General features: G+C 71.5%; 11 protein-coding genes. 5 read left to right on the forward strand and 6 right to left on the reverse strand.

The features are described 5' to 3' along the window. Positions 1-74: 74 nt before the first annotated feature. The 3 genes from CGE01nite_RS14480 to CGE01nite_RS14490 are packed head-to-tail and all read left to right on the forward strand — an operon-like array spanning position 75 to position 2,673. A complete protein-coding gene (locus tag CGE01nite_RS14480) occupies positions 75-1,001 on the forward strand; it encodes an ABC transporter ATP-binding protein (protein ID WP_141371498.1) in 927 nt (308 codons plus the stop codon). After that, on the forward strand, positions 998-1,861 hold the full coding sequence (locus CGE01nite_RS14485; RefSeq protein ID WP_141371499.1) for an ABC transporter permease: 864 nt from the start codon (positions 998-1,000) through the stop codon (positions 1,859-1,861). The genes CGE01nite_RS14480 and CGE01nite_RS14485 overlap by 4 nt, the downstream gene beginning before the upstream one ends. Then, entirely contained in the window at positions 1,858-2,673 is an 816-nt protein-coding gene (locus tag CGE01nite_RS14490) for an ABC transporter permease (RefSeq protein ID WP_048344561.1), read from the forward strand. The genes CGE01nite_RS14485 and CGE01nite_RS14490 overlap by 4 nt, the downstream gene beginning before the upstream one ends. Before the next feature lie 4 nt (positions 2,674-2,677). Here CGE01nite_RS14490 and CGE01nite_RS14495 read toward each other — a convergent pair whose 3' ends face one another. From CGE01nite_RS14495 to CGE01nite_RS14515, 5 genes are all read right to left on the reverse strand, one after another. Further along, positions 2,678-3,454, reverse strand: a complete 777-nt coding sequence (locus tag CGE01nite_RS14495) for a hypothetical protein (RefSeq protein WP_141371500.1) — start codon at positions 3,452-3,454, stop codon at positions 2,678-2,680. A 2-nt stretch (positions 3,455-3,456) separates the two neighbouring features. Then, positions 3,457-3,810, reverse strand: coding sequence for a PadR family transcriptional regulator (locus CGE01nite_RS14500; protein WP_141371501.1), 354 nt, complete (start codon positions 3,808-3,810; stop codon positions 3,457-3,459). A 69-nt stretch (positions 3,811-3,879) separates the two neighbouring features. Then, positions 3,880-4,551: a GNAT family N-acetyltransferase gene (locus CGE01nite_RS14505; protein ID WP_141371502.1), complete on the reverse strand. Its 672-nt coding sequence runs from the start codon at positions 4,549-4,551 to the stop codon at positions 3,880-3,882. 264 nt (positions 4,552-4,815) lie between these two features. Beyond that, entirely contained in the window at positions 4,816-7,956 is a 3,141-nt protein-coding gene (locus tag CGE01nite_RS14510) for a glycoside hydrolase family 9 protein (protein ID WP_141371503.1), read from the reverse strand. Positions 7,957-8,296: 340 nt separating this feature from the next. Next, positions 8,297-9,211, reverse strand: a complete 915-nt coding sequence (locus tag CGE01nite_RS14515; RefSeq protein WP_048344580.1) for a hypothetical protein — start codon at positions 9,209-9,211, stop codon at positions 8,297-8,299. A 114-nt stretch (positions 9,212-9,325) separates the two neighbouring features. Between CGE01nite_RS14515 and CGE01nite_RS14520 the strand changes: the two genes are divergently transcribed. Both CGE01nite_RS14520 and CGE01nite_RS14525 read left to right on the forward strand, forming a co-directional pair. Continuing rightward, positions 9,326-9,865, forward strand: coding sequence for a peptidylprolyl isomerase (locus tag CGE01nite_RS14520; RefSeq protein ID WP_048344565.1), 540 nt, complete (start codon positions 9,326-9,328; stop codon positions 9,863-9,865). A gap of 186 nt (positions 9,866-10,051) precedes the next feature. Beyond that, entirely contained in the window at positions 10,052-10,816 is a 765-nt protein-coding gene (locus CGE01nite_RS14525) for a rhomboid family intramembrane serine protease (protein ID WP_307722647.1), read from the forward strand. A gap of 169 nt (positions 10,817-10,985) precedes the next feature. Here CGE01nite_RS14525 and CGE01nite_RS17565 read toward each other — a convergent pair whose 3' ends face one another. After that, positions 10,986-11,072, reverse strand: a complete 87-nt coding sequence (locus CGE01nite_RS17565; protein WP_371857593.1) for a cell division protein CrgA — start codon at positions 11,070-11,072, stop codon at positions 10,986-10,988. Positions 11,073-11,082 lie beyond the last annotated feature (10 nt).

Below are 11,082 nucleotides of genomic sequence, written 5' to 3' on the forward strand. Positions count from 1 at the left end.
CGTGGTCGCGGCGGCGTCGCCCGTCCGGGTATGCGTTCGTCGCGTGTGGGTGCGGCGGTTTACGGTGGGCGGCTGTGAGCCAGCCCGTGATCAGCGCCCGTGGACTGACGAAGCGCTTCGGCGACTTCACTGCCGTCGACGGGATCGACTTCGAGGTACCGCCGGGCGAGTCGTTCGGGCTGCTGGGCCCCAACGGCGCGGGCAAGTCGACGACGATGCGCATGGTCGGCGCGGTCTCGCAGCGCACGGCCGGTGACCTGCAGGTCGTGGGCCTGGACCCGGACTCGCACGGCCCGGAGATCCGCTCGCAGCTGGGCGTGGTGCCGCAGGAGGACAACCTCGACACCGAGCTGCGCGTGCGCGAGAACCTGATCGTCTACGGCCGCTACTTCGGCATCCCGCGTGCGGTGTGCGCGCAGCGGGCCGACGAGCTGCTGGGCTTCGCGCAGCTCGAGGACAAGGCGAGGTCCAAGGTCGACGACCTCTCGGGCGGCATGAAGCGACGCCTGACGATCGCGCGCGCCCTGATCAACGAGCCGCGCATCCTCATGCTCGACGAGCCGACGACGGGCCTGGACCCGCAGGCGCGGCACGTGCTGTGGGACCGGCTGTTCCGGCTCAAGGAGCGCGGGACCACGCTGGTGCTCACCACGCACTACATGGACGAGGCGGAGCAGCTGTGCGACCGCCTGATCGTCGTCGACAAGGGCCGGATCATGGCCGAGGGGTCGCCGTCGGCGCTGATCCGCCAGTACTCGACGCGTGAGGTGGTGGAGCTGCGGTTCGGCTCGGACCGCAACGCGTCGGCCGCGGAGCAGCTCGCGGGCCAGGCGGACCGGATCGAGGTGCTGCCCGACCGCGTGCTGCTCTACACCGACGACGGCGAGCGGCTCCTGGAGCGCGTCGCGCACGCGGGACTGCACCCGACGACGAGCCTCGTGCGCCGCTCGTCGCTCGAGGACGTGTTCCTGCGTCTCACGGGGCGGAGCCTGATCGAATGAGCGCCGACGTGACCGGGACGACGACGAGCCCGCCCGCGATGGTCGCGGCGGCGCACGCCGGTGCGGTGCGCCCGCGCCGGTTCGGCTGGTGGTACATCGCCGAGCACCAGCTGCGCCAGATGCGGTCCTACGGCTGGACCGTGGTGATGACCGGCATCGGCAGCCCGCTGATCTACCTGTTGGGCATCGGGCTCGGCCTCGCCGCCTTCCTCGACGTGCCCGTCGCGAGCGGACCCGACGGGCCGGTGGACTACCTGTGGTTCGTCGCGCCGGCCCTGCTCGCGACCGCCGCGGTCTCGGTGACGACCGAGGAGTTCACCTACACCGTCATGGGCGGCTTCCGGTGGCGCCGCATCTTCTGGGCGATGAACGCCTCCCCCGCAAGTCCGCAGCAGATCTGCACCGGGCTGGTGCTCGCGGTGACGCTGCGCATGGCCTTCGTCTCGACCGCGTACTACGCGCTGATGGTCGCGTTCGACGCGGTGGGCCACGTCGCGGCCGGGGCGCTGCTCGTCCCGGTCGGCCTGCTCGCGGGCCTCGCGTTCGGCCTGCCGCTCCTGGCGTTCTCCGCGAGCCTCAAGGAGGACACGGGCCAGTTCGCGATGGTCCAGCGGTTCGTGTTCACGCCCCTGTTCCTGTTCTCCGGCACGTTCTACCCGCTGTCGACCCTGCCCGGCTGGCTGCAGTGGATCGGCTGGGTCTCGCCGATCTGGCACGCGAGCGAGGTGGGCCGGACCCTGTCCTACGGCCCCGGTCCCGGTGCCTGGCCGATCGCCGCGCACCTCGCAGTGCTCGCGGTCATGGCGGCGGCGGGCTGGGTCGTGGCGCGCCGCGTGTTCGTCGGGAGGCTGCGCGGATGAGCACCGTCGTGACTCCCCCGGCCAGCGCCGGGATCCGCGCCCTGTACGCGGGCAACGCGCGTGCGGTCGTCGCGCGGTCGTTGCAGGCCACGCGATCGAGCAACTGGGCGATCGTCGTGTCCGGGTTCTTCGAGCCCGTCTTCTACCTGCTCGCGATGGGCTGGGGCCTCGGGTCGTTCATCGGCGACGTGACCCTGTCGACCGGCAAGGAGGTCCCGTACGCCGCGTTCATCGCACCGGGGCTGCTCGCCGTGTCCGCGATGAACGGCGCGATCTACGACTCCACGTGGAACGTGTTCTTCAAGATGCGCTTCGGCCGGCTGTACGACGCGATGCTGGCGACCTCGATCGGCCCGCTCGACGTCGCGCTCGGCGAGATCGTCTACGCGCTGCTGCGCGGCGGCGTGTACGCGGTGGGCTTCCTGACGGTCATGCAGGTGCTGGGCCTCAACCTCGCCTGGACCGCGGCGCTCGCCATCCCCGCGGTTCTGCTCGTGGCGTTCGGGTTCGCGTCGGTCGGCATGGCGATCACGAGCTTCATGAAGACGTTCCAGCAGATGGACTGGATCAACTTCGTCATGCTCCCGATGTTCCTGTTCAGCGCCACGTTCTACCCGCTGTCGGTCTACGCCGAGCCCATCCAGTGGCTGATCAAGGCGTTCCCGCTGTGGCATGCCGTCGAGCTGGTGCGCGGGCTCACGACGGGTGCGTTGAGCGTCGCGATGCTCGGCCACGTCGCGTACTTCCTGGTGATGATCGCCGTGGGCGTCACGTTCACGACGACGAGGCTGCGCGCGCTGTTCCTGTCCTGACGCGTCAGGACAGGCGGCCGAGGGCGAACATCGCCACGGCGGCGAGCGCGACGGCCACGACCGGTCCGAGCTCGACGGCCCAGCGTGCGCGCCGGCTCGCGGGCGCCGGCTCGTCGAACGGTGAGACGATCCGGTCGTCCTCGTCGTGCCGCGCGCGCCACAGCGAGACCGCGGTCGTGGCGCCGAGCAGGAAGGCCCCGGCGAGCAGCGCGACCAGACCGTGCACCTGGAACGCGACCGCGCGGACGAGGACGGCGGGCAGCATCGTGAGGGCCACCGCACCCGACCCGAGGATCACCAGGGCGACGAACCGCGCCGACCGCCACGGCGTGGTCACGATCATGCGCAGCACGCGATCACTGCCGCGGAGGAAGGCCCCGACGAGCAGCGTCGCGGCGAGGACGGACAGCAGCACGCCCCACGTGACCTCGGCCGGATCCGCCTCCCCCACGGCGAGAGCGCCCGTGAGCAGGAGGATGGCGCCCAGGACGTGTCCTGCGGAGCGGGCCACCGCGGCAGGTCCGCCGTCGACCTCCTGGTCGGGGCTCTGCGGGAGCTCGAGCGAGCGCGCGTACTCGACCGGGTCGCCGAACGCCGTGCGGGCGTCCTCACCACTGTCGACGACGTGCGCCTCGACCTCCGTCAGCACGCCGGCGATGGTCGTGCCGGCGACACCCTGCAGCCGCAGCTCGAGCAGCACGGCCTCGGCCCACTCCGCCTCGACGTCCGGCGCGAGCGACCGCTCGATCGCGAACCGTCGACCCGTCATGTCCCTCGTCATGGTCACTCGTCTCCCCCGGCGTCGTCGGTGCTGGTCAGCAGCGTGCGTGCGGCGTCGCTGAAGGCGAGCCAGTCCCCGCTGCGGCGCGCGGTCTCGGCGCGGCCGGCGGCGGTGAGCGTGTAGTACTTGCGACCCGGTCCGCTGGTGCCGGGGCGCCACTCGACCGCGACGAACTCCGCGGCCTCGAACCGCGCGAGCAGCGGGTAGAGGGTGCCGCCCTTGACCGTCCCCAGGCCGGAGTCCTCGAGCGCCTGGGCGATCGCGTAGCCGTAGGTCGGCCCTCGTCCGACGACGCGCAGCACGCACACCTCGAGGACGCCCCGCATCCACTCGGCCGGCCACTGCGTGTCACTCACCTGCTAGACAGTACGACTATCTAGTACGCCGCACAACCTAGTCGTCGGGAGCGTGGCTGGTGCTCGTGACTAGTGGTTCTCGCTGAGCCCGACGAACGCGCGCAACGCCGGTACGCCCTCGAGCGCGATGTCGGGGCGCAGGTCGTCGGCCCGGCACTCCCATGCCTCGCGGTCCAGGACGTAGCGCAGCGACCGCGCGGCGGCGCCCTCGCGGGCGATCATCGCGTCGCCGTTGGTGCGGTAGCCGAGCCGGCGGGTCACGCCGTTGGACGGCCCGTTGTCCTCGAACGCCGACGTGGTAGCCCGCTGCGCGCCCAGGCCGTCGAACAGCAGGTGCAGGATCGCCAGCCGCATGAGCGTGCCCACACCCTGGCCCTGGTGCCGCAGCCCGAGCCACGAGCCGGTCTCCGCCTCGCGCGTCACGGCGAAGTCCTTGGCGTAGACGCCCTGGATACCCAGGACCTCGCCGTCGCGGAGCACCGCGAGCTCGAGCGACCACTTCGCGGCGGACCACGAGCCGCGCATGCCCCACTGGTACTGCAGCAACGAGCGGCGCACGTCGTCGGGCGTGCCGCGGGTCCACGGCTGCGTGAAGGGCATGAAGTCGGGGGCGTGCACGCCCTCGGCCGCGAGGTCCGCGAGCTGGACGAGCAGGTCGTCGGACCCGAACCGCAGCTCGAGGTCGCCGCACAGGAGGCGGACGCCGGCGGGAGGCCACTGCTCGACCAGGTCTGGCGACATGGGACGAGGCTCCCGGCCGCACCGCCGGGAGGCAAGGCGATTTGGTCCCGCCCGCCGGGCACAGCGGCGGCGAGGTCGGCACCGCGGCTCGAGCTCGGCAGTCCGGACGCACGATCTCGCGCGTCAGTGCCGAGCTCGGCGGGCGTCGCGCGCGCGGGGGACGGCGGGGCGCGGTTGGGCGGGGTGGGGCGGGGTGGAGGTGGCGCCTGGGACGGGAGAGGGGGCCGGTGCGGTGCACCGGCCCCCTCCTGGTGTGCGACTAGGTCAGGCGCACGCCGTCCCGTTGATCGTGAACACGGTCGGCGACGGGTTGGAGCCGCTGTGCGTGCCCTGGAACCCGATCTCCGCGCTCGCGCCCGGTGCGAGCGTCTGGTTCCATGACTGGCCCGTGGCCGTCACCGTGGTGCCGGTCTGGGCCCACGTGGCGCTCCATCCGTTGGACAGCTTCTGCCCCGCGGTCAGGTCGAACGCGAGCGCCCAGGTCAGCGCCGAGGTGCCCGTGTTGGTGATCTTCAGCGACGCCGTGAACCCGGTGTTCCAGCTGTTCGGCGTGTAGACGACCGAGCAGGTGCCCGTCGGGGTGTCGGCCAGCGTGCGGAACGACACCGCCGAGCTTGCCGCCGACGTGTTGCCCGCCTGGTCGACCGCGCGCACCACGTAGGAGTACGCGGTGTCCGCCGTGAGCCCGGTCAGGGTCGTCGACGCCGTCGTCGGGGAGGCGACGAGCGTGAGCGTGGTCCCCGAGACGCGCAGCACCTCGTACTTCGCCAGCCCGGAGCCGGAGTCGGTCGACGCCGCCCAGGTGAGCGTCGCGCCCGACTTCGTGATGCCCGACGCCACGGGGGTGCCCGGCACGGTCGGGGCCGTCGTGTCCGGCGGGATCTCGACCGTCGAGAACGTCACCGAGGCGGAGGCCGCCGAGACGTTCCCGGCGACGTCCCGCGCCTTGACGTTGTACGTGTACGACGACCCCGGCGTGAGTCCGACGAACGACGTGCTGTTCGTCGTGGGCGAGGCGACGAGCGTGCTCGTCGTGCCCTGGACCCGGTAGACGTCGTAGCCCGCGACGCCCGAGCCGGCGTCGGTGGACGCCGTCCAGGTGAGCGTCGCGCTCGTCGACGTGACGGCCGAGGCGACGGGCGTGCCCGGCACGCTCGGTGCCGTGGTGTCCGTCGGGACGGCGGTCGTGGTGAACGTGACCGACGACGACGCGGCCGAGGTGTTGCCGGCAGCGTCGCGCGCCTTCACGTTGTAGGTGTACGCCGTGCCGGCGGTGAGGCCGGTGAGCGTGGTCGACGTCGTCGTCGGGGAGGCGACGAGCGTGCTCGTCGTGCCCTGGACGCGGTAGACGTCGTAGGCGACCACCGCGGTGTCGTCGGTCGACGCGGCCCAGGTCAGGGTCGCGCCGCTCGTCGTGATCGACGAGGCGACGGGCGTGCCCGGGACGCTCGGCGCCGTGGTGTCGCCCGGCGTGGTGCCGGTCGGCTCGGTGCCGAAGAGCAGCGTGCTGCCGTCGTAGAGCGTGATGGCCGGCGCCTTGGCCAGGCCGGTGGAGGTCAGGCCGACGAACGACGGGTCGTTGGTCGCGTCCCACCCGGACGGGCCCGTGAGCCGGAACTGCAGCTCGCGGCGGTGCTGCGACTGACCGCCCGGGTAGATGTTCTGACCCACGCAGCTGAGCTCGACGTAGCCGAGCGTGCCGCCCGCGCTCACGCCCTTGCCGGACTGCGCGCCGCACTCGCTGTAGTTCGAGCTCAGGGTGACGTCCGAGGCCGCGAAGCCGTCGGTGCGGAACCAGTAGCGGACCTTGGCGTTCTTCAGCGAGCGCGCCGGGAAGGCCGACTGGTTGCGGACGATCGCCTTGATCTCGGTGAACGTGCCGCCCGGAGGCTGGTTGAGCTGCGCCTCGACGAAGAACTGGTCGCCGTCGGGCTGCTCGGCGGTCGGGAAGCTCGCGAGCGGCGTGCCGCCGTACTCATCGACCAGGTACGCCAGCGCCGACGAGAAGCCCGCGTTGTAGTCGGTCGCGACCTCGTTGGCGACGTAGTCCTGCCGGTCGTCGGTGTAGGCGTCGTTGGCCGAGCCGGGGCCGCCGACGAGCGCGCCGTACAGCACGTGCCGGGACTGCGCGGGCGACGTGATCGAGTCGAGCCACGAGCCGTGCGCGGTGCGGTGGTGCGGCTTGGTCGGCGGGTTGGCGCCGAAGCCGACGACGTAGGAGGACTTGCGGGGGTTGTCACCGAGCGCGTAGTTGATCTGCCGCACCCCGAAGTCGTGGTACCTCGCCTTGAGCGTCGCGTCCTTGACCCAGTCCGAGTAGACGAGCGCGACGAACGAGGTGTTCGCGGCGTAGCGCAGCGAGCCCCACGAGTCGAGCACGGCCTGGCCGCCCGGGGAGTAGGTGATCTTCTGGCCGTTGTAGCCGACGGTCCAGTAGTCGAGCCAACGGTTCGCGTCGTCGACGTACTTCTGCTTGCCCGTCTCGATCGCGAGCAGCGCGTACGTGGCGAACTGCTTGTTGTCCCACGCGACGGTCCACTTGTAGGACTTCGTCGTCGACTGGTTCTCGGTGCCGAGCTTGTCGTACTCGGCCTCCGCCTTGGCGAGGTACGTGGCGTCACCCGTGGCCTTGTAGAGCCAGTAGGCGCCCCACACGAGCTCGTCCTGGTAGCCCGACCACGACTTGTAGTACGCCGAGGCGCCGGTCACGCAGTCGGAGTACGCGCCGCGGTACGTGTCCGCGAACGAGTACAGCTGCTTGGCGTGGCTGACGAGCTTCGCGGCGTACGTCGGGTCGTCGCCCTTGAAGACGATCGACGAGGCGGCCATCGCCGCAGCGGTCTCGCCCGCGACGTCCGAGCCCGGGCAGGACGCGGTGATCTTGGCCGCCGGGCGGGCCATGGCCATGACCTCGGCCGGGCCCCACCACTTGTGGTCGGCCTCGCCGTCGCCCACCTGCACGTACAGCTCGTTGGGCGCGGTGTGCGCCTTGACGAAGTAGTCGTTGACCCAGCGCAGGTTGCCCTTGAGCTCGTCGAGCTGGCCGGCCTTGGTGTAGCCGTCGGGGCTCGCGACCGCGCCCCACGCGAGCATCGTCGTCGTGAAGGCCATCGGGAAGCCGAACTTCACGTGGTCGCCCGCGTCGTACCAGCCGCCGGTGAGGTCGACGCCGACGTCCGAGCCGTCCGTCAGGCCGGAGTCGCCGCGCCACGAGACGGGGTATCCCGCGGGCAGGTCACCGGAGGCCTGCGCCTGGTAGAAGAACATCGACTTCTGGAGTGCTTCCGCGTAGTTGTACGCGGGCGCGGCGCTCGCGGACGTCGCCAGGGGGACGACGATCGCGGTGGCCGCGAGGGCGAGGCTCAGGCCGGCGGCGACGCGCGTGCGGCCACGTCGCCTTCGCATGCCGGACGAGTGGGGGGACTGGGCTCGATGACGCATGGTTCCTCTTCCCTACGCGCGGACGACAGGCGTCCGCGACCGGAGGAGGTCGCACCGGTGCGACACGCCAGGCGAATCGTCAGGTCACGCCGCCGAGAACCACAACGCCTTAACCGATTCACTGCCGCCGTTCCCCCTGGTGAGAAGGTCCTGGCGCCCACTTTGGCCCCTGGCGCCCCTGCGGGTGGAGAACGTCACGCCACACGCCCCTTTCTCCACCCACGAGCACCCCGGCACGACGAGGGCGCACGCGACGAGGCCCGGCAGGCCGGGGAGGCGTGCCGGGCCGTCGTGGTGCCGCTGGTCAGACCGTCGGGGTGTCGTCCTCGGTCGTCGGGCGCTTCGGAGCCGCGCGACGCGTGGCCTTGCGAGCCGTCTCCTTGGCCTCGCCGAGCTTCTCCCCGATCTCCTCCTTGGCCTCGGCGAGCTTCTCGCCGATCTCCTCCTTGGCCTCGCTCAGGCTCTCGGCCGCCTTCGACGCGGCGTCGCGGCCCTTGGCCACGGCGGCGCCGGCCGCCTCGCCCAGTGCGTCGGCCGCGTCGCCGGCCGAGTCGGCCAGGTCGCTCGCGGCGTCGTGCGCACGCTCGCGCAGTGGCGTCGCCGTGGTCGACGAGCCGAACGCGTCGGTCGGCTCCCACGGCTCGGCCCACGGGTCGACCGTGTCACGCGACCGCTTCCAGGCGACGAAGACCGCCCCGAGCCCGATCAGGCCGGCCAGCGTCCAGAAGATCTTGGCGCCCTTGTGCGACTCCTGCTCCTTGGCCTTCGCAGCGGCAAGGGCGGCGGTCGCCGCCGCGCCCTTCGCGGCCTTCGCGCTCGCCGCGTCGACCGCCTTCTCCGCGGCCGCGCCGGCCTTCTCCGCGGCCTCGTTGACGGCCTGCACGATGCGCGGCAGCAGGTCGTCGACGAGCTTGTCGTGCGCGGTGTCGATCGCGGGGGAGACCCGCTCCGCTGCCTGCTCGACCTTCGGCGCAGCCGCCTTGACGCTCTCCTTGTAGAGATGGTCGACGTGCGGCAGCAACCAGTCCACGAAGGCCTCGACGCGCGGCGCCGTCCACTCCTTGGCGACCACCGCGGCGTCGGCGGCCTTGGAGGCCGCGGCGCTGCCCGCGTCCTTGATCGACCCGGCTGCCACCTTCGCCTGATCCGCCGCCAGCCCGGCCTGCTTCTTGAGCTGCTCGGTGTCGACGTCGATGTTCGGACGGCTCTTGAAAGGCATGTCCACTCCCCACGGTTCCGCGTTCGCGCTCCTGGCGCTGACCTCACACTCTGCCACCGGACCGGCGCGCGTGCAGCGGACCTGCGTCAAGTGCGCCGTGCAAGACTTGACGGCATGTTCGCGACCCTGCACACGACGGCCGGTGACATCCGGATCGAGCTCTACCCGAACCACGCCCCCAAGACGGTGGCCAACTTCGTCGGTCTGGCGAAGGGCACCCAGGAGTGGACCGACCCCGCGACCGGTGCCAAGCGCACCGAGCCGCTCTACCCGGGCACGGTGTTCCACCGTGTCATCGACGGCTTCATGATCCAGGGCGGCGACCCGCTCGGGAACGGCCGCGGCGGCCCCGGCTACAACTTCGACGACGAGATCCACCCCGAGCTGACGTTCTCGGAGCCCTACCTGCTCGCCATGGCCAACGCCGGCAAGCGCCTCGACCCGGTGACCGGCAAGGTCGGCGGGACCAACGGCTCGCAGTTCTTCATCTCGGTGGCGGCCACGACCTGGCTCAACGGCAAGCACACGATCTTCGGCAAGGTCGCCGACGACGCGAGCCGTGCGGTGGTCGACGCGATCGGGACCGCCCCGACGCGCCCGGGCGACCGTCCCGTCACGGACATCGTCATCGAGTCGATCGACATCGAGGACTGACCCTCCCGACCCCGAGGACCGACCATCACCGAGAACACCGTCCCGCAGGGCACCCCCGCGGACGTGACACCCGTCTGCCCGCGACACCCTGACCGGGTCTCGTACGTCCGCTGCCAGCGGTGCGGCCGCCCGGTGTGCCCGGACTGCCAGCGGCCCGCACCCGTCGGCATCCAGTGCGTCGACTGCGTGCGGGACGCCGCGGCCGCGCAGCGCACGGCGCGGACCACGTTCGGCGGTGTGGTCCGCCCTGACGGCCGACCGGTCGTCACGCTGTCGATCATCGCGCTGTGCGTGGTGGCCTTCATCGCTCAGCGGACGGTCCCGGACTTCACGGCGCGCTGGTACTACTCCCCCTTCTGGGGGCACGAGGAGCCGTTCCGGTTCCTCACGTCGGCGTTCCTGCACTCCGAGGGCTCGTTCTTCCACATCCTGCTCAACATGGTGGCGCTGTGGGCGGTCGGGCCGTACCTCGAGGTGCAGCTCGGCCGGGCGCGCTACGTCACGCTCTACCTGCTCAGCGCGCTGGGCGGGAGCGTCGTGGTGCTCGCGTCTGCCGCGCTGGGGTGGTCGAGCTGGTTCGGCGGCGTGGTCGGCGCCTCGGGGGCGATCTTCGGGCTGTTCGGAGCCGCGTTCGTCGTGATGTGGCGCTCGGGACATCCGGCGCAGAGCATCCTGGGGATCATCGCGATCAACATGGTGTTCAGCTTCGTGGTGCCCGGGATCTCCTGGCAGGGGCACCTGGGCGGGCTCGTCGTGGGGGCGCTCGTCGCCGCGGCGTACGCGTTCGCCCCCAAGGAGCGCCGCCGGCTCGTCGCGCTGGTGCTGCCCGTCGTCGTCCTGGTCCTGCTCGTGGCGATCACCACCTGGGCCTACGGCACCGCGCCGGAGGACGTCCGGACCATCTGGACGCTCCCGCACGCGCTGCAGTGGGCCATCGTCGAGGGCCCCTGAGCACCGCAGGACCGGTCTGAGCGACGAGAACTACACGGGTGTAGTTATCCACAGGTGTGTCCACCGCTGGGGATGACGGGACGACCCCGTGGACAGCACGCCCCGGACGCACGAGAGGCGCCGACCCCGTTGGGGCGGCGCCTCTCGCGTGCGACGAGGGTGGCGGTGCTCAGCGCCAGCGCGTCGTCATGCTGAAGCCGGCGATGATCATCGCGGCGCCGACGACGAGGTTCCACGAGCCGATCGGCAGCGGCAGGTCCGAGCCG

Source organism: Cellulomonas gelida (assembly GCF_006538725.1).
GTDB lineage: Bacteria > Actinomycetota > Actinomycetes > Actinomycetales > Cellulomonadaceae > Cellulomonas > Cellulomonas gelida.

Bases quoted from the DNA above. Each gene is read 5' to 3' on its own strand.
- CGE01nite_RS14485 (WP_141371499.1), top strand. From the start codon at position 998: ATGAGCGCCGACGTGACCGGGACGACGACGAGCCCGCCCGCGATGGTC.
- CGE01nite_RS14490 (WP_048344561.1), top strand. From the start codon at position 1,858: ATGAGCACCGTCGTGACTCCCCCGGCCAGCGCCGGGATCCGCGCCCTG.
- CGE01nite_RS14495 (WP_141371500.1), bottom strand. From the start codon at position 3,454: ATGACGAGGGACATGACGGGTCGACGGTTCGCGATCGAGCGGTCGCTC.
- CGE01nite_RS14505 (WP_141371502.1), bottom strand. From the start codon at position 4,551: ATGTCGCCAGACCTGGTCGAGCAGTGGCCTCCCGCCGGCGTCCGCCTC.
- CGE01nite_RS14510 (WP_141371503.1), bottom strand. From the start codon at position 7,956: ATGCGAAGGCGACGTGGCCGCACGCGCGTCGCCGCCGGCCTGAGCCTC.
- CGE01nite_RS14515 (WP_048344580.1), bottom strand. From the start codon at position 9,211: ATGCCTTTCAAGAGCCGTCCGAACATCGACGTCGACACCGAGCAGCTC.
- CGE01nite_RS14520 (WP_048344565.1), top strand. From the start codon at position 9,326: ATGTTCGCGACCCTGCACACGACGGCCGGTGACATCCGGATCGAGCTC.